This window comes from Streptomyces sp. NPDC005931 (assembly GCF_042871235.1).
Lineage (GTDB): Bacteria > Actinomycetota > Actinomycetes > Streptomycetales > Streptomycetaceae > Streptomyces.
In genome coordinates, this window is the sequence record NZ_JBIAIG010000004.1 from 526,257 (window position 1) to 546,681 (window position 20,425).

19 protein-coding genes are annotated in these 20,425 nt (G+C 72.9%); 9 read left to right on the forward strand and 10 right to left on the reverse strand.

Annotation, left to right across the window (positions count from 1 at the left end):
* Window positions 1-140: 140 nt before the first annotated feature.
* Window positions 141-1,874: an Ig-like domain repeat protein gene (locus tag ACFYOV_RS13475; protein WP_389086669.1), complete on the forward strand. Its 1,734-nt coding sequence runs from the start codon at window positions 141-143 to the stop codon at window positions 1,872-1,874.
* A 387-nt stretch (window positions 1,875-2,261) separates the two neighbouring features.
* Here ACFYOV_RS13475 and ACFYOV_RS13480 read toward each other — a convergent pair whose 3' ends face one another.
* Window positions 2,262-3,002, reverse strand: a complete 741-nt coding sequence (locus ACFYOV_RS13480) for a VOC family protein (protein WP_389086672.1) — start codon at window positions 3,000-3,002, stop codon at window positions 2,262-2,264.
* A gap of 279 nt (window positions 3,003-3,281) precedes the next feature.
* On the opposite strand from ACFYOV_RS13480, the gene ACFYOV_RS13485 reads away from it, so the two are divergent.
* Together ACFYOV_RS13485 and ACFYOV_RS13490 are read left to right on the forward strand one after the other, a co-directional pair.
* Window positions 3,282-3,563, forward strand: coding sequence for a hypothetical protein (locus ACFYOV_RS13485; protein WP_389086674.1), 282 nt, complete (start codon window positions 3,282-3,284; stop codon window positions 3,561-3,563).
* Entirely contained in the window at window positions 3,512-4,552 is a 1,041-nt protein-coding gene (locus tag ACFYOV_RS13490) for a hypothetical protein (protein ID WP_389086676.1), read from the forward strand. The genes ACFYOV_RS13485 and ACFYOV_RS13490 overlap by 52 nt, the downstream gene beginning before the upstream one ends.
* A 244-nt stretch (window positions 4,553-4,796) precedes the next feature.
* On the opposite strand, the gene ACFYOV_RS13495 is transcribed toward ACFYOV_RS13490, so the two are convergent.
* Entirely contained in the window at window positions 4,797-5,219 is a 423-nt protein-coding gene (locus tag ACFYOV_RS13495; RefSeq protein ID WP_389086678.1) for a hypothetical protein, read from the reverse strand.
* Between the two features lie 123 nt (window positions 5,220-5,342).
* Complete coding sequence (locus ACFYOV_RS13500) at window positions 5,343-6,554, reverse strand: pyridoxal phosphate-dependent aminotransferase (RefSeq protein WP_389086680.1); 1,212 nt, start codon at window positions 6,552-6,554, stop codon at window positions 5,343-5,345.
* Window positions 6,555-6,679: 125 nt separating this feature from the next.
* Here ACFYOV_RS13500 and ACFYOV_RS13505 point away from each other — a divergent pair, with 125 nt between their 5' ends.
* Window positions 6,680-7,510, forward strand: a complete 831-nt coding sequence (locus ACFYOV_RS13505; RefSeq protein ID WP_389086682.1) for a hypothetical protein — start codon at window positions 6,680-6,682, stop codon at window positions 7,508-7,510.
* A gap of 495 nt (window positions 7,511-8,005) precedes the next feature.
* On the opposite strand, the gene ACFYOV_RS13510 is transcribed toward ACFYOV_RS13505, so the two are convergent.
* Complete coding sequence (locus ACFYOV_RS13510) at window positions 8,006-9,616, reverse strand: amidohydrolase family protein (protein WP_389086685.1); 1,611 nt, start codon at window positions 9,614-9,616, stop codon at window positions 8,006-8,008.
* A gap of 9 nt (window positions 9,617-9,625) precedes the next feature.
* Window positions 9,626-10,912: an amino acid deaminase gene (locus ACFYOV_RS13515; RefSeq protein WP_389086687.1), complete on the reverse strand. Its 1,287-nt coding sequence runs from the start codon at window positions 10,910-10,912 to the stop codon at window positions 9,626-9,628.
* Window positions 10,913-11,080: 168 nt separating this feature from the next.
* Here ACFYOV_RS13515 and ACFYOV_RS13520 point away from each other — a divergent pair, with 168 nt between their 5' ends.
* The 4 genes from ACFYOV_RS13520 (at window position 11,081) to ACFYOV_RS13535 (ending at window position 14,118) form a co-directional block, all read left to right on the forward strand.
* Window positions 11,081-12,292, forward strand: coding sequence for a sugar kinase (locus ACFYOV_RS13520; RefSeq protein WP_389086690.1), 1,212 nt, complete (start codon window positions 11,081-11,083; stop codon window positions 12,290-12,292).
* The gene (locus tag ACFYOV_RS13525) at window positions 12,289-13,062 is read left to right on the forward strand and encodes an IclR family transcriptional regulator (RefSeq protein WP_389086692.1); all 774 of its coding nucleotides are present in this window, start codon (window positions 12,289-12,291) and stop codon (window positions 13,060-13,062) included. The genes ACFYOV_RS13520 and ACFYOV_RS13525 overlap by 4 nt, the downstream gene beginning before the upstream one ends.
* Window positions 13,059-13,517: a RidA family protein gene (locus tag ACFYOV_RS13530; protein WP_389086695.1), complete on the forward strand. Its 459-nt coding sequence runs from the start codon at window positions 13,059-13,061 to the stop codon at window positions 13,515-13,517. The genes ACFYOV_RS13525 and ACFYOV_RS13530 overlap by 4 nt, the downstream gene beginning before the upstream one ends.
* 85 nt (window positions 13,518-13,602) lie before the next feature.
* Window positions 13,603-14,118 carry a hypothetical protein gene (locus tag ACFYOV_RS13535; RefSeq protein WP_389086697.1) on the forward strand — a complete coding sequence of 172 codons (516 nt, stop codon included), beginning with the start codon at window positions 13,603-13,605 and terminating at the stop codon, window positions 14,116-14,118.
* A 57-nt stretch (window positions 14,119-14,175) separates the two neighbouring features.
* On the opposite strand, the gene ACFYOV_RS13540 is transcribed toward ACFYOV_RS13535, so the two are convergent.
* Window positions 14,176-15,513 carry a M14 family metallopeptidase gene (locus tag ACFYOV_RS13540; RefSeq protein ID WP_389086700.1) on the reverse strand — a complete coding sequence of 446 codons (1,338 nt, stop codon included), beginning with the start codon at window positions 15,511-15,513 and terminating at the stop codon, window positions 14,176-14,178.
* A gap of 211 nt (window positions 15,514-15,724) precedes the next feature.
* Between ACFYOV_RS13540 and ACFYOV_RS13545 the strand changes: the two genes are divergently transcribed.
* Complete coding sequence (locus ACFYOV_RS13545) at window positions 15,725-17,050, forward strand: Nramp family divalent metal transporter (RefSeq protein WP_389086702.1); 1,326 nt, start codon at window positions 15,725-15,727, stop codon at window positions 17,048-17,050.
* A 131-nt stretch (window positions 17,051-17,181) separates the two neighbouring features.
* Here the strand turns inward: ACFYOV_RS13545 and ACFYOV_RS13550 are convergent, their stop codons facing one another.
* From ACFYOV_RS13550 to ACFYOV_RS13565, 4 genes are all read right to left on the reverse strand, one after another.
* A complete protein-coding gene (locus ACFYOV_RS13550; protein ID WP_389086705.1) occupies window positions 17,182-18,882 on the reverse strand; it encodes a chitinase in 1,701 nt (566 codons plus the stop codon).
* A 137-nt stretch (window positions 18,883-19,019) separates the two neighbouring features.
* The gene (locus ACFYOV_RS13555; protein ID WP_389086707.1) at window positions 19,020-19,466 is read right to left on the reverse strand and encodes a hypothetical protein; all 447 of its coding nucleotides are present in this window, start codon (window positions 19,464-19,466) and stop codon (window positions 19,020-19,022) included.
* Window positions 19,466-19,897 carry a DUF3592 domain-containing protein gene (locus ACFYOV_RS13560; protein WP_389086710.1) on the reverse strand — a complete coding sequence of 144 codons (432 nt, stop codon included), beginning with the start codon at window positions 19,895-19,897 and terminating at the stop codon, window positions 19,466-19,468. Before ACFYOV_RS13560 ends, ACFYOV_RS13555 begins: the two co-directional genes overlap by 1 nt.
* Before the next feature lie 19 nt (window positions 19,898-19,916).
* Window positions 19,917-20,234, reverse strand: coding sequence for a hypothetical protein (locus ACFYOV_RS13565; RefSeq protein WP_389086712.1), 318 nt, complete (start codon window positions 20,232-20,234; stop codon window positions 19,917-19,919).
* Between the last annotated feature and the right edge of the window lie 191 nt (window positions 20,235-20,425).

The window sequence follows — 20,425 nt, forward strand, 5'->3', positions numbered from 1 at the left end:
ACCGGAGCTCCGCCGCATTGCGGGCGCGCCGGTATACGCTCACTGCGTTTTGCACGACCCGAACGGCCGTTCCCCGCCTGTCGGTTGGTGGGCAGCGGCCGTTTCGCGCGGGTCGCCGACACAGCCTGTGGGGGGCACAGTTGAATACAGCACGACGATCCAGACGTCTCGCGGCCACGCTGCTCGCCGCCACGCTCACCGGCGGCGGCCTGACGCTCGCCGCCGCACCCGCCGCGCACGCGGCGGCCGCCGACCTCGTCGCCAAGCTGCCGATCTCCTCGTTCTCGGCACTGGCCGTCGACTCGGCGCACCAGCGGGTGTACGTCGCCGACAGCAATCTGGGCAGCTCCTACAACAGCGGACTCGTCGCCGTCTACGACTTCTCCGGCGAGCGCGTCACCACCATCACCACCCAGCGCCACGTCTCCGGCCTCGCGCTGAACGCCGAGGGCACCACCCTCTACGTCGGCGGACGCGAGGGGATCCTCCGCTACGACACGTCCACCCACCAGCCGCAGGGCGGGCTGCTGGTGTCCACGGACACCTGCGGTCGCAGCCTGGCGTACGCGGGCGGCACGGTCTACCACACCGCGCCGTACGCGTACTACACCTCGGAGTGCGACACGACGCTCACGTACCTGGACTCCTACCACTCCGACAACACCTGGCAGCGCACCGGCTGGCAGGACCACGGCCGGCTCCAGCTGGAGGCGGGCCCGGGCGACCGGCTGATGATGGGTCAGCCCCTCAACGCCAAGGCCGCCGACCCGTTCCTCGCGGTGTACGACGCGAGCGGGGCGACCCCGGTGCGCACCGCCGGCCGCCGCTTCGCCGACGCCGACGGCAAGGGCGCGCTGAACCTGAAGGACATGGCGTTCTCCCCGGACGGCACCAAGGTGGCCGTCGCCGACGGCACCGCCGGCACCCGGTTGCTCAACACCACGGACCTGTCCGACGCCGGTACCGGCTACCCGCCGCTGCCGGCCGGCGCCTCCGCCTCCGCGGTCGCCTTCAGCGGGGACGGGAAGTACCTGGCACGCGGCGCCTCCGCCTCCGGTGCGACGCCCGACCTGCTGCTCCCGCCCGCCGACCCGGCGGACGCGACCCCGCCGCTGGAGTTCGCCTTCGAGGGCAGCCTCGACGGCGACCGGGTGGCGCCGCGCGGGCTGGAGTGGTCCGCCGACGGCTCGCGGTTGTTCGCTGTCACCACCAACGCCTCGGGGAACCAGTACTGGCTGCACGTCATCCAGCCCCCGGCCGTCCAGTACGACGCCCGCTTCACCGGCGGGCTGACCCACAGCCCCGCCCAGGCGGTCGCGGGCGAGGCGCTGGCGGTGCGCGGCAGACTGGAGTTCGACGGTCCGGCCCCCACCGAGCCGCTGAAGGTCACGGCGACCCGCACGGACGCGGGCGGCACGCACCAGCTCGGCACCGCGACCGTCCGGGCGGACGGCACGTTCACCGTCCTCGACGAACCGGACCTGGTCGGCGAGGCCACGTACACGGTGTCCTTCCTCGGCGACCTCACGCACCGTCCGGCCACCGACGTCACCCACACCGTGTCCGTCGGCAAGGCGGCCAGCTCCCTCGCGCTCACCGCCCCGGCGGAGGCGTCGATGAGCACCGGTGTGCGCATCGCCGGCACGTTCACCGCGCAGGGGAAGACGCCGGCCGAGCGGCCGACGCTGAAGGTGGAGCGCACCGACCGGCTCGGCACCGGCACGCTGTCGTCGGTGACGGTCGCCGCGGACGGCACCTTCACCATCGACGACCTTCCGCGCACCCGTCGGGAGACGACCTACACCGTGAGCTGGGCCGGCGACGACCTGCACGAGGGGTCCACGGCGTCGGCGACGGTGTACGTGACCCGCTGATCCGCTGCGGAGACCGACCACTACCGCACCCCCGTGCGGGGTGACCGGCGCTTCCTTCCGGCAGACCCGCGCGGCCCCGGGAGAGGGTCGCGCGGGTCGTGCCGGGACGCCGTCCGGGGGCGTCGGGCGAGGTGCAGGGCGAGGAACCGTACGCCGCTGTCGGGTGCGTGGTCCGGGATCCCCGCTGCGTGGTCCGGGATCCCGGTGCGCGCACCGGGGCCCGCGTTCAGGGCCCCGGCCCGACATCCGTCCTCGCATCCCTCGAGCGGGACGGGATCAGTGCTGGTTCACCGGAATGCCAGGACGGTCCGGCTGATCAGGGGCCGTCGTCCGGGGGCGAGGAGCTCACCCGACCCGCCTGTCCCGGCGCGCCGCCGGGGCTCCGCGTCAGGGCACGGCGAGTACGCAGAACTCGTGCCCCTCCGGGTCGGCGAGGCACGTCCACGGGACGTCACCCTGGCCGACGTCGAGGTCGGTGGCGCCGAGCGCCCGCAGCCGGGCCACCTCCACCGCCCTGTCGTCACCGGGGTACGGCAGCAGGTCGAGATGGACGCGGTCCGGCACGGTCCTCCGGCCGGGCGTGCGCAGGAACTCGAGGTACGGCCCGACGCCCCGGGCGGAGCGCAGCACCGCGTGATCGCCCGTGGCCTCGTGCAGGGTCCAGTCCACTGCCGCACCCCAGAACCGGGCCATCGCCCGCGGATCCGCGCAGTCGACCACCACCGCGGCGATCGGCCCGGTGTCCCGGTAGGTCTCCCGGGGCTCCAGCACGCAGAACTCGTTGCCCTCCGGGTCGGCGAGGACCGTCCACGGCACAGTTCCCTGGCCCACGTCGACGGGCTTCGCGCCGAGCGTCTTCAGGCGTGCGACCAACTCCGCCTGGTGGGCCGCGGAGGTGGTGGTGAGGTCGAGGTGCACACGGTTCTTGGCCGTCGTCTTGGACTCCGCGACGGGTACGACGTCGATGCCGAGGGCGACCGGGTCCGGCCAGACGAGGCCGCCGGGCGGTCCGACGTAGGTGGTCACGCCGGGGCTGTAGGCACTCCAGCCGAGCGCCTCCGCCCAGAACCGGCCGACCGCCGGCGGGTCAAGGGCTTTGATGTTCACCTGAACAGGTCGCAGCGCCATGCCGGTGATCCTATGTCCCCGTGCCGCGCGCGGCGGGCGCGGTCGAGCGGGTACAGGTACGGCAGCGGCGGCCGCGGTGCCCGCCTCGACATCTGCGACGATGCGGCGCTCCTCGGGCGACAACCAGCCACATTCACACAGGTGTCCGAGTCGCCCCCGGCCCTGTCGCACCGAGCAAGTCCCTTGCGGCGTCCGGCGGGCAACGGTCAGCGGTCCGACCCCGCACCGTCCCTGGAGGCCACGGTCACGGCCGCTTCGGCCCCGTCGTACGCCTCGTTCATGCTGCACAGCAGGATCGACGAGTCCGGCATCCCGGACGAGGACACACGGCGGCAGAAGATCCTGGCCTGCGGGGCCGGGATCACCGACCCGGGGTGCCGGATCACGGAGAACCCGGACGGCTCGTACACGGTGGAGGCCGTGGGCGTGCCGCCTCCCGATCACCCCTACCGCGTACTGTACGTGCAGTGGGCACCGGACCGTCCCGGCGCCGAGGAGACCTGGGCATCATGGCAACTACCCACTGGTTGGGCGACCCGCCCGCGGACCACGAACCGCTGATCGCCTGGGCGTTGTCCCGGATCGGCGCGACGGTCGCCGAGGACGCGGTGGTCGACGTCGCGTACGCGGCACGGGATGCCGACGCGGATCTCGGTGGGCGGTTCGGTGCCCGGGTGGCCGGGGAACCGCAGTCGCCGCGGCACGGAAGGACGCAGACCTTCCGGCTGGACGGCGTCGCGCCCGCGCGCCTCCGGGAGGAGGATCCCGACGAGCCGTGGGCCGTCCTGTTCGACCCCGCCCGCCTGATCCGCGGGATCGGGACGGTGACCGGGGCCGTGCGCGGTGAGAACTGGGTCGAACTCTCCCTCGCGCCCCACGCGTCGTTCGCCGACCCCGCGGACGCGTGGCTGCCGCCCGGTGCCCGCGGCCTGGTCGTGCGGCTCGATCCGGTCACCGGATTCCTCCGGTCCGCCACGCTCCACGACGATCAGGGACTCCTGGCAACGGCCAGGACCGGCGAGCTGAACGTCCGTGGCGCGCGGTCGTCGGCGGAGGCGGGGCGGGTGGCGGCGCGCATGGCCAGGACCCTGGTGGAGCCCGTCCGGCTGACGGCCGGCGTCGACGTCGAGGCCGACCCGCACGACGACTACTCCTTCACGTCCGTGCCGTCGGCCCGTTCCTGGACGGTCTCGGTCGGCGGGCAGTGCCTGACGCTCACGGGCGACTACGCACCGGACCGGACGAGCCCGGTGGCCGCCCGGCTGGCCGAACTGCTCGCACCGGCCCGCATCGTGTCCCACCTGGCCCATGTCACGGCCGTGTCGGCGACCTCCGTCCGGGCCGGCGTCCGTCCGCTGCGTACCTTCCCGTTCAGCGCCTGGGCTCCGGACGAGGCCCTGACGTGCGGCTTCACCATCGACATGGAGACGGGCGTCCTGGTGCGTGCCGAGGCGGAGGCGGACGACCGCGTGGTCTTCCGGCACGTCGTCACCGCTCTCGGCGCTCCGGCCGGCCCCGTCCTCCCCGCCCGTGCACAGCCGTCCCGGTGACCGCCGGCATCACCGGTGTACGGGACAGCGCCGAGCGGGCATCGCCGAACACCGTTCCCGGTCGGCGTGGCGGCTGCGCCGCTCCGTGCCCGGGAGCACGCTCCAACCGGTGCTCGTCGAGACCCGCCGCACGGCGGGTCGCGACGGTGTACGCGCGCCGACCGGGGGGTGGCTGAGGGCACCCGGTCCGCGCGTCGCTGCGGGTGCGCGCGGACCGGGGCCGTCGAGGGGAGCCCCGCGGGGCTCAGTGGGACGCGAGGGCGCGCGGCTGCTGGGCCGCGGCGTGGGCGTCCATCCGTTCGGCGGCGAGGATCGCCACCGCCGTGTCGGCGCGGGAGGCGGCGACCACCAGGGCGCGGCCCGCGAGGGCGTGCGCCCGCCGGTGCAGGGCCGCCGCGTGCGGCTCGCGGCCCGTCGTGGTCGCCGACGCGCGGGCCGGCGTACGTCCTCCCCGCAGCCTGGCCACCTGCTCGGCGAGCCGTTCGGCCGCGGTGTCCAGATCGGCCGAGGGCGCCACCAGGCGCAGCTCGTCGGTGACGGCGAGCAGCGCCGCGAGGTGGCCGGCGAGCTGGATGTCCAGCTCTTCCTCACGGGAGCGGTGGGGGAAGTCCTGGGGGGTGCCGGCCATCGTGCTGTGGACCGACTTGGTGCGGATCGGTTCGTACATGGACGGCCTCCTGAGTGCTGGCAGGAAGCCATCCTAGCTTAGATTTCGTCTAAAGTTGAGTTGTTCACAAAATCGGATGCACGGATCACAGCGGGTGAGCGCGCGGCCCGGGGCGTCGGCCGGTCAGAGCTGGGTGTAGCCGTCGAGGAACCGTGCGATCCGGCCCATCGCGTCCCGCAGATCGGTGACCGTGGGCAGCGTGACCACGCGGAAGTGGTCCGGTTCCGGCCAGTTGAAGCCGGTGCCCTGCACGACCATGATCTTCTCGCGGCGCAGCAGGTCCAGCACCATCCTCCGGTCGTCCTTGATCTTGAAGACGGCGGGGTCGAGCCGCGGGAAGAGGTACAGCGCCCCCTTCGGCTTCACGCAGCTCACCCCGGGGATCCGGGTCAGCAGCTCGTACGCCGTGTCCCGCTGCTCGCGCAGCCTCCCGCCCGGCAGTACGAGGTCGTTGATCGTCTGGCGCCCGCTGAGTGCCGCGACCACGCCGTGCTGCCCCGGCATGTTCGCGCACAGCCGCATGTTCGCCAGGATCGTCAGGCCCTCGATGTAGGAGTCGGCGTGGGCGCGCGGGCCGGAGATCGACATCCAGCCCACCCGGTAGCCCGCCACCCGGTACGCCTTCGACATGCCGTTGAAGGTGAGCGTGAGCAGATCGGGCGCGACGGAGGCGGTGGGGACGTGCCTGGCGTCGTCGTAGAGGATCTTGTCGTAGATCTCGTCCGAGCAGACCAGCAGGTTGTGGCGGCGGGCGATGTCCGTCAGGCCCTTGAGCACCGCCTCGTCGTAGACCGCGCCGGTCGGGTTGTTCGGGTTGATGATCACGATCGCCTTGGTGCGGTCGGTGACCTTGCGCTCCACGTCGGCGAGGTCCGGCATCCAGTCGGACTGCTCGTCGCAGCGGTAGTGCACCGCCGTGCCGCCGGACAGGGAGACGGCGGCCGTCCACAGCGGGTAGTCCGGGGCCGGGACGAGCACCTCGTCGCCGTCGTCCAGCAGTCCCTGCATCGCCATCACGATCAGCTCGGAGACGCCGTTGCCGATGAAGACGTGCTCGACGTCGGTCTCGATGCCGAGGGTCTGGTTGTGCATCACGACCGCCCGGCGTGCCGCCAGCAGGCCCTTCGCGTCTCCGTAGCCGTGCGCCGACGAGACGTTGCGGAGGATGTCCTCCAGGATCTCGGGCGGGCACTCGAAGCCGAACGCCGCCGGGTTGCCGGTGTTCAGCTTGAGGATCCGGTGACCGGCCGCTTCCAGCCGCATCGCCTCCTCGAGCACCGGGCCCCGGATCTCGTAACAGACGTTGGCGAGCTTGGTCGACTGGATCACCTGCATGCAAGGGAGCTTACGGCCCAGTAATGCCCTTTGGGCCGTGTTTTCCGCCACGTGAGACGCGGCGGTTCGGGTGGGTATGTCCATTCGCTGTCCCCGCAGCCCTCGCGTCTCTACAATGCGTCGCCATGTCCAGGCCATCCCGGTACTCCGACGAGGGGCACGAGGCGCGCGAGCACCAGGGCCCGCCGAATGTGTACCTCCCGCAGACCGCCCCACCTCCGGCGTACGACGAGTACGCGGATCCGGCGGCCGCCCACGGCTGGCAGAACGCGTACGACGAGACGCGGGAGCTGCCGCCGGTCGTGGCCGACGCCGCGCATCCGGTGCAGGGAGCCGCGCTGTCCGCGGCGGAGACGGGCACGGTACCGCCGCCGGGCGGCGGCGTGCCGTACCCGGGCGACGGCGTGCCGTACCCGGGCGACGGCGGCGCGGTGCCCCCGCCGGGCCACCCGCCCGCCGTGGGACACGGTGAGGGCGTGGGGTACGGCGACGGCGAGGGGCCCGAGGGCGCCTGGGCCGACGACGACGCCGGACGTGCCGCCCGCCGACGCGCCCGGCGCCGGCCCAGCCCCTGGCGCTCGCGCCGGGTCGCGGTGGCCGCCGGGGCCCTGGGCGCCGTCTCGGCGGCGGCGCTGATGGCCGGGTTCGCCTTCTCGGGGTCGCCGTCCGACACCGAGGGCAAGGACGAGCGCACCGGAACGACGACCGGGGATTCCGCGAGCCCGGACGATCCGGCCACCGCTCCTTCCACCGCCGACGCCGCCTCCGACCACCCCACGCCGCGCGAGTCGCCCTCCGCCGGCTCCACCGGCACCGCGAGCGCGAGCCCCTCCCCGCCCGGCTCCGGCTCCGGCTCCCGTCCCCCGGCCACGACCACGCCCACCACCACCGCGGCCCCGGAGCCGGTGGACGACCACCCGGGACGCGGGCAGGGAGGCCCGAAGCGGCCCAGGTGACGCCGGGGCCGGGCGTCCCGACCGACGGTGACGACCGACCGGCACGCGGAGCGTGATCGGGGCGGGCACACCGGGTCCGGTTGCCGCGCCCCGGTGACAACCGTGCCCGCACCTGCGTGTGGCCTGCCGCGCCGGGCCAATCGGTGCCGGGAGCGCGAGCCCCTGCGCGTCGACTTGGCTCCGACGGATCGGCTCCGCGCGCGTCGCCACGACCGCGACACCCGACCTGGTGGACGACCTCCGGGATGCGGCGAGGCGGGTCCGAAGTGGTTCGAGTGGCGCTGCTGTGTGGTTTCTTGGTCGGCGAGGTCGATTCGATCGACCGGCACGCGGAGCGTGCTCGGGACCGGCGCGGTCGTTCGGCTTGCGTCCGGTGGCCGCGGTCGTGCCCGTGCCCCGCGGCCGCACGCCCGGGCCGCCCCGGTCGGCCGCGCGCGTGGCGGGTCCCTCCGTGGCGGCTCCGGTCCCGTGCCCACCGCAGCGTGGGGCGGGCGTTCAGCGGGGCGTTCGGCGGACCGCCCGGCCCGGCAGGGCGTCCGTGCGCCGTGCGTCCTCGATCACGAACCGTCCGTCGACCAGCACGTGGGGGATGCCCGTCGGCGGCGTCCGGGGCTCCTCGAAGGTGGCGCCCGCGGCCACCGTCGCCGGGTCGAAGAGGACGAGGTCGGCCTTGTACCCCTCGCGCACCAGTCCCCGGTCCGGCAGCCGCAGCCGCGCCGCCGGACGCCCGGTCAGACGCGCCACGCACTCCTCCAGCGACAGCACCCCCAACTCCCGTACGTACCGGCCCAGGTACCGCGGGAACGTGCCGTGGGCCCGCGGATGCGGCCGGGCGCCCTGGAGGATGCCGTCCGAGCCGCCGGTGTGCACCCGGTGCCGCATGACCGCCCGGACGTTCTCCTCGTGACCGACGTGCTGGAGGATCGTCGGGGCCAGCCGATCCTCGAGCAGCAGCCCCCGCGCGACCGCCCACGGCGTCTCGCCGCGCGCCCGCGCCGACTCCAGCACCGTACGGCCCACGTACTCGGCCAGCGCCGGGTCGCCCGTGCCCGAGACCTCGACGGTCCCCCAGTCCACGGGCACCCCGTGGCAGCCGTCCGAGCCGATGACCTCCAGGTGGTGGCGGATCCGCTCGGCCGTGTCCTCGTCGGCGAGCCGGCGCAGGGTCTCCTCCGGCCCGCCCTCGCCCGCCCAGCTCGGCAGCAGCGCCACGAGGGTCGTGCAGCCCGGCGTGTACGGGTAGGTGTCGAGGCTGATGTCCGCTCCCGCGTCCAGCGCCTCGTCCAGCAGCGCCAGCAGTTCCGGCGCCCGCCCCTTGTTCACCCCGAAGTTCATCGTCGCGTGCGCCAGGTGCAGTGGGCAGCCCGCCTCCCGGGCCAGCGCGATCATCTCCTGGTACGCCTCCAGCGCGCCCGCGCCGTAGGAGCGGTGGTGCGGGCAGTAGTAGCCGCCGTACTCGGCCACCACCCGGCACAGTTCCGTCAGTTCGGCGTCGTCGGCGTACATCCCCGGCGGGTACGTCAGCCCGGACGACATGCCGACCGCGCCCTGCTCCAGGCCGTCGGCGACCAGCCGCCGCATCCGGTCCAGCTCCGCGGGCGTGGCCGCCCGGTCCTCCCAGCCGACCACGAGCGCGCGGACCGTGCCCTGCGGGACGAGATAGGCGGCGTTGACCGCGACGCCCCGGTCCAGGCGGTCCAGGTACTCGCCCACCGACCGCCAGTCGAAGTCGATGTCGTCCCCGGAGCCGTTCCAGCCGGCGATCGCCCGGCGCACCTCCCCGAGCGTGCGGTCGTCGACCGGCGCGTACGACAGCCCGTCCTGGCCCAGCACCTCCAGGGTGACGCCCTGCGCGGCCTTGGCGCTGTGGTCGGGGTCGCGCAGCAGCGCCAGATCGCTGTGGGCGTGCATGTCGATGAACCCGGGGGAGAGGACCAGCCCCTCGGCGTCCAGTTCCCGGCGGGCCTTCGGCCGCTGGCAGCCCGCTGCCGCCGCCTCCTTCACGACGGACACGATCCGGCCGCTGTCGACGACCACGTCCGCCCGGTAGGACGGCTCCCCGGAACCGTCCACGACGTCCGCGTCCCGGATGACGAGCTCTTCCACGCGGGCCTCCTAGAAGAACGTACGGACGTAGTCGACCACCGTGCCGTCCGCCTCCGCCACGGGTATGAGCACCCATTTGTCGAAGGAGGTGCACGGGTGGGACAGCCCGAGGCCCACCCAGTCGCCGACCTCCAGATCGGCCTCCCCGGTGGTGCGCAGCCAGGCGTGCTGGTCGGACAGGGCGGTCACCGAGATGCCGGTGGCCGGCCGCTCGGCACCGTCCCGGCGCACCACCTGGGCGCACGGCAGATCCAGGTCGTAGGCCGCGTCCCGCTTCCCCGCGTTGACGAAGGCCTGCTCGGCGGAGGGCCGGGACACCACCTGCGTCCACAGCCGGAACGCCGGTTCCAGCGCGCCCTCCCGCGGCACCCGGTTGAACGGGGTCAGCCTGCGGTAGTGGCCGTCGTCGTGCGAGACGTACGCCCCCGAGCGCAGCAGCTTCAGCACCGGCGCGGAGAGTTCCGGGATCCCGGCGAAGACGTCGGCCACCGCGTCGAACCAGGCGCTGCCGCCGGCGCTCACCACGATCCCGTCCACCCCCGTGAAGCGCCCCGCCGCGTCGAACTCGACGGCCAGTGCCACCAGCCGCCGCAGCCAGGCCCGCACCCGCTCCGGATCGGCCCGCGGTACCTCGCCCTCGTAACCGGCCACCCCGACCAGTCGCAGCCGTCGCGCGTCGGCCACGGCGTCGGCGACCGCCGCGCACTCCGCCTCGGTGCGCACCCCCGTGCGGGCACCGTCCCCGGCGGCCAGTTCCACCACCACGTCCACCGGGCGGACGGCGTCCGCGAGGGCCGCGTCCATCAGTTCGACGCCGCGCACGGAGTCGACGCAGCAGACGAAGCGGAACTCGCCGTCGGCCTCCAGTTCGTCCGCGATCCAGCGCAGGGCTGCCGGGTCGACCAGCTCGTTTGCCAGGAACACCCGCCGCACCCCGAACGCCCGCGCCACCCGCACCTGGTGCGGCACCGCGAGGGTGATGCCCCAGGCGCCGTGCTCGATCTGCCGCTGGAAGAGCTGCGGGGCCATGGTGGTCTTGCCGTGCGGCGCGAAGGCGAGGCCGTGCCGGTCCGCGTAGGTCTCCATCAGCCGCAGGTTGTGCTCCAGGCGCTCGGCGGAGAGCACGAGCACGGGTGTGGTGAAGCCACCGGTGAAGAGGTTGCGGCGCTGCGCGGCCAGCTCACCGACGGTCAGGCCCTCGGCGTCCGGCGGGAGGCCCTTGAAGCGGTGGTCGACCCGTTCCTCCGCGAGTCGGGCGAGCCGGGCGAGCGCGCCGGAGCCGGGGTCCATGACCATCAGAGCCTCCCTCGACGGAGGTGTTGCATAACGTGCAACACCCGTTGCGTATGTCGCTCAGCGCTGTCTAACATCTCGGCCACGCGGGGGTCAACGCACCTCCGCGTCCCGAGCAGTCCCGAGCAGTCCAGGGCCGCCCACGGGCGGCCGACGAGGAGCCACCCCATCGTGACCGTCACCGGACCCCGCGACGCTCCCGGCGTGGTGGACGTCGTCGCGCTCGGCGAGTCCATGGTGACGTTCCTTCCCACCCGGCCGGGCCGCCTCGCCGACGTGCCCTCGTTCGAGCGGGGGATCGGGGGCGCGGAGTCGAACGTGGCCTGCGTGCTGGCCGCCGCCGGGCACACGACGCGGTGGGTCGGCAGGGTCGGCGCGGACGGCTTCGGCGACCACCTCGTCGAGGCGATCGGCGGATACGGCGTCGACGTGACCCACGTCCGCCGTGACCCCGACCGCCCCACCGGCGTCTACTTCCGCACGGCCGGCGACCGGGGCACCGACGCCCACGAGGTCGCCTACTACCGGGCGGGCTCCGCGGCCTCCGCGATGACCCCGGACACCGTGGACCTCGACGCCGTGCGCGCGGGGCGGGTCCTGCACCTGTCCGGCATCACCGCAGCGCTCTCCTCCGGCTGCCTGGACCTGCTGCGCGAACTGACCGCACCCCGCCCCGGACGCCCCCTGGTCTCCTTCGACGTCAACCACCGGCCCGGCCTGTGGCGCGACGCCACCGGCCCCGGCATCCTGCTGGACCTGGCCCGGGGCGCGGACCTCGTCTTCGTGGGCGAGGACGAGGCCGAGACGGTCTGGGGCATCACCGGCGGCCCGGAGCCGATCCGTGAGGCGCTGCCGGAGCCGGAGCTCCTGGTGGTCAAGCAGGGGGAACGCGGGGCGACAGCCTTCCGTGGGGCCCCGGGCCGTCGTGCCTCCGCCCGCGCCTCGAGCGCCTGGGAGGAGCCCCACGGCCTGCTGCGGGTGGCCCCGTGCGAGCGAGGCGCAGCGAGGGGGAGGGCGGGCGCCGCCGGCGGCCCGTCGGCGCCGGACCCCGCGACCCGTCCCGGGCTTGCCACGGCACCGCCCGTCCATCAACCCGCCCCGCACGTCGACGTCGTGGCACCCGTCGGCGCCGGCGACGCCTTCGCCGCCGGCTTCCTCTCCGCCACCCTGCGCGGCCTCCCGCTGCGCGACCGCCTGCGCCACGGCCACCTCATGGCCGCCGCCGCCCTCACCGCCCCCGGCGATCTCGCCGCACCCCCCGCCCGCCACCTCGCCGACCGGCTGGCCGCCCTGGACGACACCGCGTGGGGGAGACTGCGTCTCGGGCCCGGCTGGACAGCCCTGGACGGCAACCGGGCCGACGAGGAGGCACGCACCCCATGAGCCAGACCGTAGACCGCGCGCTGAGCATCCTGCCGCTGCTCGCCGAGGGCCCCGCCGACCTGGGACAGGTCGCCGACCGCCTCGGCGTGCACAAGTCCACGGCCCTGCGCCTGCTGCGCACCCTGCACGCGCACGGCCTGGTCTACCGCCAGTCCGACCAGCGCTACCGCCTCGGCGCCCGCCTGTTCGCGCTGGCCCAGGAGGCCATGGAGAACCTCGACGTCCGCGAGATCGCCCACCCCCACCTGGTACGCCTCAACGAGCGGTGCGGGCACACCGTGCACCTCGCCGTGTACGAGGAGAACGAGGTCCTCTACATCGACAAGGTGGAGAGCCGCTACCCGGTGCGCATGTACTCGCGGATCGGCAAGCCCGTCGCCATCACCGTCGCCGCCGTGGCCAAGCTGCTCCTGGCCGACCTGCCCGAGCACGAGCGGCGCGCCGTCGCCGAGCAGCTCGACTACCCCATGTACACGCCCCGTTCGACGCCCAACGCCGCCGCGTTCCTGCGCGAACTGGCCACGGTGCGCGAACAGGGCTGGGCCACCGACCTCGGCGGCCACGAGGAGTCCATCAACTGCGTCGCCGCGCCGATCCGCGGCGCCGACGGCCGGGTGGTCGCCGCGATGTCGGTGTCCGCGCCGAACGTCGTCGTCACCGCCGACGAACTCCTCACCCTGCTCCCGCTGGTGCGCCGTACGGCGGACGCGGTCAGCGGCGAGTACTCCGGCAGGACGCCCGTGCACCACTCCGACGAGGACACCGCATGACCGAGAGCACCGAGAAGCGCGGACGGGCCGAGCAGGCCGCCGACCGGACCGAGAAGACGGCGCTCACCCCGCCGACCCACAGCACACCGCCCGCACGGTTCTCCCACGGCGTGCGCAAGGGCAACATCCTCCAGGTCGCCGGTCAGGTCGGCTTCCTGCCCGCCGTCGAGGGGCAGCCCCCGACGCCCGCCGGCCCCACCCTGCGCGAGCAGACCCTCCAGACCCTCGCCAACGTCAACGCGATCCTGGAGGAGGGCGGCGCCACCTGGGACGACGTCATGATGATCCGCGTCTATCTCACCGACGTCGGCCACTTCGCCGAGTTCAACGAGATCTACAACGCCTACTTCGAGGCCCAGGGCCTCACCCAGCCGCCCGCCGCGCGCACGACGGTCTACGTCGGTTTGCCCGCCGGTCTCCTCGTCGAGATCGACGCCCTCGCCGTCCTCGGCTGACGCCGGCGGTGCGTGTGTTGGCGTCTGATAACGAACTCGGGGTCGGCTGTGCCCGGCACAGGTTCGTCGACCATACTGCTCCGCTGTGGAGCAGCGCATAGGTTCGAGCAGCAAGCCCCTGGAGGGCGCCGGATTCGACCCGGCCTTCATCCCCGGACTCACCGCACCCGCTTCCGGCAAGGACGCCACGCCGGACGGGGCCGCGGACGCCGAGGACGCCGCGGCCGACCGGGAGGAGGGTGAGGAACCCGAGGCCACCGCCCCGGAAACGGAGGAGCCGGCCCCCTCGGAGGAGGAGGCCGACCCCGACGGACCCGTCTTCGAGGCGTCCGACTTCCGTGCCCGGATCGTCGCCGACCACAGGGGCGTACGCCTGCGGCTCGACGACCAGGAGTGCGACTTCCGCTGGGACGAGATCGGCGCCGTGGAGACGGAGTCGGCCCGCTTCGGCAAGCGGTTCACCGTCACGGTCCACACCCCCGACCGCCGCTGGTACCCGATCGAGGTCCTCGCCAGGTCCCGTTCCCAGCACAAGGATTGGGACGAGCAGCTGGACAAGGTCCTGGACGCGTACTTCGAGGAGGACCCCGCCGGCGACTGACGGTTCACGGCGCGCCGGAGCGTGGTACCGGCGCGCCGCACCGCGGTACCGGCGCGCCTAACTGCAGTACTGGGCGCCCTTGCCGATCGACCGGTACATGCAGTCCGCGTTCTCCAGCAACTGGAGCACCGCGTCCCGGTTGCGGGACGTCTCCCGCTCGATGACCTCGTCGGGCGGATAGAAGCCGCCGCCCGACGACGACCTCGGGTACATCTCGAAGGTGTACCCGAAGATCTTGTGCGCGCCCCAGAGGTAGTCGTCGATCGACCCGTCCGTGATGTACAGGTCGCTGGACTGCTCGGGGGTGTAGCCGTTGCTCGCGGCCATCTTCTGCCCGACCGCCTTGAAGGCCGCGTTGTCGTCGGCCGTCATCCCGGTGGTGGTGTCGGAGTAGGTGTAACCGAACGGCCAGAGCACCAGCTCGCTGTAGGTGTGGAAGTCGATGCCGGCCTTGATCTGCTGCACCCCGCCCACGACCCGGCTGCGCACGAAGTCGGCGACGACCCTCACCTCGGGTGCGGACTCCGGGGCCGAGCCCCGGTAGGTGTCGGAGCTCGTGGAGCCGGAGGACCCGCCGCAGCAGCCCCAGCGGTAGTTCCAGTTGCGGTTCAGGTCGGTTCCGACGTACGACGAACCCGAGTTGGGCTGACGGTTCTTGCGCCAGGAGCGGTAGGAGCCGGAGGCGATGTCGTACTCGCCGCCGTCCGGGTTGAGGTCGGGGATGATCCAGATCTCGCGGTTGTTCACCATGTTGGTGACGCGGGAGTCGCTGCCGTAGCCCGCGCCGAGTTCGCGCAGCAGGTACAGCGCCATCTCCACGGTCAGGTGCTCACGGGCGTGCTGGTGGTGGGTGAACAGCACCTCCGGTTCGTTCTCGTCGGTGGCCACGTTGTCGCTGATCTTGATGGCCACGATGTCCCGGCCCTGGTAGGACTTGCCGATCACCCGCTTGCTCATGATGTTCGGGTACGCCGACAGCCGCTGGGTGATCTCCGCGTTCATCTCGGCGTAGTTGTGGTAACGGGAGTCGGCCGAGGGGAAGTCGTACAGACGCGTCCCGCCGGACCCGGCGGAGCGGTCGGGCGCCGCGCCCAGCGGCGTGACCTCGTAGCCCTGTCGGCGCAGTGTGCGGATCTGGTCGACGCGGCCGGAGACGACCACGGTCTCCTCGTCGGCCTCGTCCACGGTGACGCCGGAGCGCTGGATCGCCGTACGGGTCACGGGAGTCGTGTGCTGGTGGATCTCGTACTGGCGGACGTCGTCGGCGGCGGGCGCCGCCCGGCCGGCGCTGTCGGCGGTGGCGTCGGTCGCCGTCGAGGAGAGCGGTGCGGCGAGGGCCAGGGCGAGGAGTGCGGCGAGCGCGGCGGACCGTCTGCCGCGGATGCGGAGTCGCATGAAGTCTCCTTGTGGGAGGTGGGGTTGTTCAGTGCGACGTACGGTGCACGACGTGTCGAGCACGACGTGCGTGGTGCGGTGCCGTCATCGTGGACGTCTGGCATGGCCAGGTCAAGCAGGCAGGGCCGGTCGGCCCCTCGACCAGGTGCATCCCGTGCGGATCCCCGCACGCCCCCTTGTCCCACGGGTGCCGTTCCGCTTTCTTGAGCCCATGGCGGACACCACGGGAAAGACCCAGGACACCGGAGCACCACACGAGCCCGGCTCCCAGCCCCGCAGGTCCAGTTGGCGGCACATCGGTCCCGGCATCGTGGTCGCGGCGACCGGTGTGGGCGCCGGTGACCTGGTCGCCACGCTCATCGCGGGCAGCAACTTCGGCTACACGCTGCTGTGGGCGGCCGTCGTCGGCTGCCTGGTGAAGATCTCCCTCGCCGAGGCGGCCGGACGCTGGCATCTGGCCACCGGCCGCACCCTGTTCGACGGCTGGGCGAGCCTCGGCCGCTGGACCACGTACTTCTTCGGCGTCTACGTCGTCGTCTGGGGCTTCGTCTACGGAGCCGCGGCGATGTCGTCCAGCGCGCTGCCGCTCCAGGCGCTGTTCCCGGACGTGATGGACCTGAAGTGGTGGGGCATCGCCTGCGGTCTGGTGGGCCTGGTCTTCGTCTGGTTCAACAAGTACGCGGTCTTCGAGAAGGTCATGACCGTCCTGGTGGGAGTCATGTTCGTGGTGACGGTCTACCTGGCGGTCCGTGTCACCCCGAACCTCGCGGACGCCTTCGCCGGCCTTCTGCCGGTCCTCCCCGACGAGAAGGACTCGGTCCTCAACACCCTCGGCCTGATCGGCGGCGTCGGCGGCACCATCACGCTCGCGGCCTACGGCTACTGGGTCAACGCCAAGGGCTGGACCGACGCCGGCTGGATGAAGGTCATGCGCCTGGACAACCGCGTCGCCTACCTCACCACCGGCGTCTTCGTCGTCGCCATGCTCTTCGTCGGCGCGGAGCTGCTGCACTCCGCCGGGATCGCCCTCGCGAGCGGCGACAAGGGGCTCGTCCAGCTCGGTGACGTCCTGGCGGACGAGTACGGCACGGCCACCGCGAAGTTCTTCCTGATCGGTTTCTTCGCCACCGCCTTCACCTCGCTGATCGGCGTGTGGCACGGAGTGAGCCTGATGTTCGCCGACTTCGTGACCCGGATCCGCGGAAGGGCCGCCGCGTCCAGGGCCGAGGAGATCGCCTCCGGACAGCGGGAGCGGTCCTGGCCGTTCCGCGCCTATCTGCTCTGGCTGACCTTCCCGCCGATGATCCTGCTCTTCGAGGGCCAGCCGTTCCGCCTCGTCATCGTCTACGGCGTCCTGGGCGCCGCGTTCATGCCCTTCCTGGCCCTCACCCTGGTCCGGCTCCTCAACTCCGACCGCACGCCCCGCGAGTGGCGCAACGGTGCGCTCAGCAACGCGATGCTCGCCGTCGCGGGGCTGCTGTTCCTGGTGCTGTGCGTCAAACAGGTGTGGGACCAGCCCTGGTCGGAGTTCTTCTAGGGACCACGGGTCACGGGCCACGGGCCGGCGGCGAGCGGACACGGGACACGCGGCACCGACGGGCAGGCGAGCCCCGCTCACATGACCGTGAGCGGGGCCCTCCTGCCGTGCGTGACGTGCCGAGTCGCGCGCTACGGCAGCGCGTGCACGTGCGGGCCCACCGCGTTGGACCAGGCGTTGCCCGCCGTCGCGTCCCAGTTGGTGGACCAGGTCATCGCGCCCCGCAGGCCCGGGTAGGTCTTCGCCGGCTTGAAGGTGCCGCAGTTGGTGCCCCTCGTCAGGCAGTCCAGCGCGTTGTTGACCACGGAGGGAGCGACATGGCCGCTGCCCGCGCCGCGGGTCGAGGCGGGCAGGCCCAGGCCCACCTGGGACGGGTCGAGGCCGCCCTCGAGCTGGATGCAGGCCAGCGCGGTGAGGAAGTCCACCGAGCCCTGGCTGTAGACCTTACCGTCACAGCCCAGCATCGAACCGCTGTTGTAGTACTGCATGTTGACGACCGTGAGGATGTCCTTCACGTTCAGCGCCGTCCTGAAGTACGCGTTCGACGTGGACTGCATGTCGATCGTCTGCGGCGCCATCGTGAGGACCATCGACGGCCCGGCCTTCGCGGACAGCGCGCGGAGCGCCTGGGTCATGTAGGTCGCGTCGAGGCCGTTCTCCAGGTCGATGTCGACACCGTCGAAGCCGTACTCCCGCATCAGCGCGTACACGGAGTCGGCGAAGCTGGTCGCCGAGGCGGAGTCGTTCACCGTGACGGTGCCCTTCTCGCCGCCGACCGAGATGATGACCTTCTTTCCGGCCGCCTGCTTGGCCCGGACGTCGGCCTTGAACTGGTCGACCGTGTAGCCGTTGAGACCCGCGCTGTCGAGGTGGAAGGTGACCGCGCCGGGCGTGGCGGTGGCGTCCGCGAAGGCGACGGCGATGATGTCGTACTGGGCGGGCACGTCGGAGATCCTCTGGACCGTCGCACCGTTGTTGAAGTTCTGCCAGTAACCCGTCACCGCGTGCTTGGGCAGGTCGCCGCCGCCCCCGCTGCCGCTGTCCTTGGTCCGGGCCGTGACCGCCGTCGACTTCGACGACTCGCCCGCCGCGTTGGTCGCCGCGACCTGGAAGGAGTAGGAGGTGGCGGACGACAGCCCGGTCACCGTGGCCGAGGTGCCCGAGACCGCCGTGACCTTCGTGCCGTCGCGGTAGAGGGTGTAACCGGTCGCGCCCGAGACCGCGTTCCAGGCCAGCGACACCGACGAGGACGTCGTGCCGGAGACGGTCAGGCCGCCCGGCGTGCCCGGGACCGTGGGCTCCGGGTCACCGCCGCCGCCCCCGTCGGGTCCGAACACCGACAGGTCGTCCGCGTAGTAGGCCGCCTGGCCGTACCAGCCGTGGGTGTAGACCGTGACCGAGGTGGTGGAGGAGCCGGTGGTGAAGCGCGTGGACAGCTGCTTCCAGCTGCTGGACTCCGGCGTCCAGGTGGACACGTCCGTCGTCCCGGTGCCGGTCACGCCCAGGTACGCGTAACCGCCCTGCACCCATGTGCTCAACCGGTACGTGGAGCTGGGCTTGACCGCGACTGTCTGCGAGCAGCGGGCGTTGTCCTGCCCGGACGGGGTCGCCTTGAGCGCGGCCGTACCGCCGTGCACCGGGGAGGAGACGGTCGTGCCACTGTTCGCGGAGCAGGTCCAGCCGCTCAGACCCGCTTCGAAACCCGCGTTCCTGGCGTTGTTCACGTCCGCCGCGACCGCCTGCCCCGCTCCGGCGAAGGTGAGGGCGAGGGCGGAGACGAGGACTCCGGCCCAGATGCGTCTGCGTCCGGTCTTGCCTGATGCGCGGTCCACTGGGGCCTCCGGTGGGGGAGAGGGGAGGAGGGAGAACGGTGGCCACCGTCGGACCTACAAGGTGGTCCAGACCAATCGAGTTGTCAATAGGTACAGACCACACGTGGTCCGCTGAACTGCCGGACGGGGAGCGGCGGTTACACCCGCCGCGGCGCCGTCTCCCGCCATCCGTCCGGCAGCACCCCCAGCGCGCACCCCGCCAGCAGGACCCCCGTCGACATCCAGCACGCGAGCGTGGTGAAGCCCGCGCGGTCCCAGGTCAAGCACAGGGTGAGCACCTGGGCCGCCGTCGGCACCGTGCAGCACGCCGCCGCGTGGCGGACCGGCGAGTTCCGCCACGGCTCCGGATGCGCGCGGGACGCCGCCCAGGCCGCCAGGGTCACGCACACCAGATCCGGCAGGTGCACCAGGGCCAGGGCCGCGCCGAAGGACCGCACCCCCTCGGGCCCCACCAGCCGGTCCCGCACCAGGGTCGTCAGCACCAGCTGGGTGACGACCAGGACGACCGCCGCGACCGCCCAGACCCGCACCAGGCACAGCGCGGGCGTGCCGGCCCCGGACGGGGCGCCGTGGTGGTGCGGCATCAGAGGCCTCCCCGGATGCCGGACCACAGCAGTGCCGCGAACCCCAGCGCCGCCAGGCCGCAGCCCGCGGTCAGCGCGAGCGACTGGAGCACCGGGGACCACGTGCCCCGGCCCGCCACCGTCGCCGTGCCCGCCGGGTCCCGCGGATCGTAGGTGACCGTCACCGGTGTGCCCTCCTTCATGGCCCAGCCCGCCAGGTCCTCGAACTCCACCCGCGCGCCCTCGGCCGTATGGAAGGCGAAGAAGTGCCGCCGTGCCTCCGAGCGGTGGTACGGCTCGGAGTCCACCCGCACGCACTCGCCGCCCGCGCGCACCCCGCGCCGCAGCACCCGCGTCACGGTCACCAGCCGTCGGGCGGACGACACCGCCAGCCACCCGAACAGCGCCACGAGCAGCGGGAGTACGACATAACCGGCCCCCGGTACCTCCATGGTCCCCGCACCTCCACGGCTAACGCACCTCCACCGACGCGACGATCCGCTGAAGATCGGCGTCCGAGAGCTTCCCCCGCTGCGCGTCGATACGCACCGCGAAGGTCTGTTCGGAGGAGTCCAGCCCGGTCAGGACGACGCCCTCCACGCGCGCCCCCTCGGGCGGGCCGTCCCCCTCGCCCGTCGCCTCGAACGTGAAGTCCATCCGCCGGGCGTCGTCCGTGCCGGACAGCTCCACCTCCCGCTGTCCCCCCACGTCCGCGCCCACCTGGATGCCCGCCTCCGCCGCGATGGCCGCCTGCTCCGCGGACCGCGCCTCGGTGAAGCCGAGCTGCACCGTGATCAGGGCGACGGTCCTGCCGGCCTCCTCTCCCCGGCCGCCACGGTTTTCGGACGGCGAGCGTAGGTACGGGCCCGGCCGGGAAGCGTGGGCCCGGGGACCCAAACCGGGGCCCAGCGTCAAGCGGTCGCCCCCGGCCCCACCCCCGCGCGGCCACATCCGCCCCGGCAAGTTGCTCAAACCTGCCC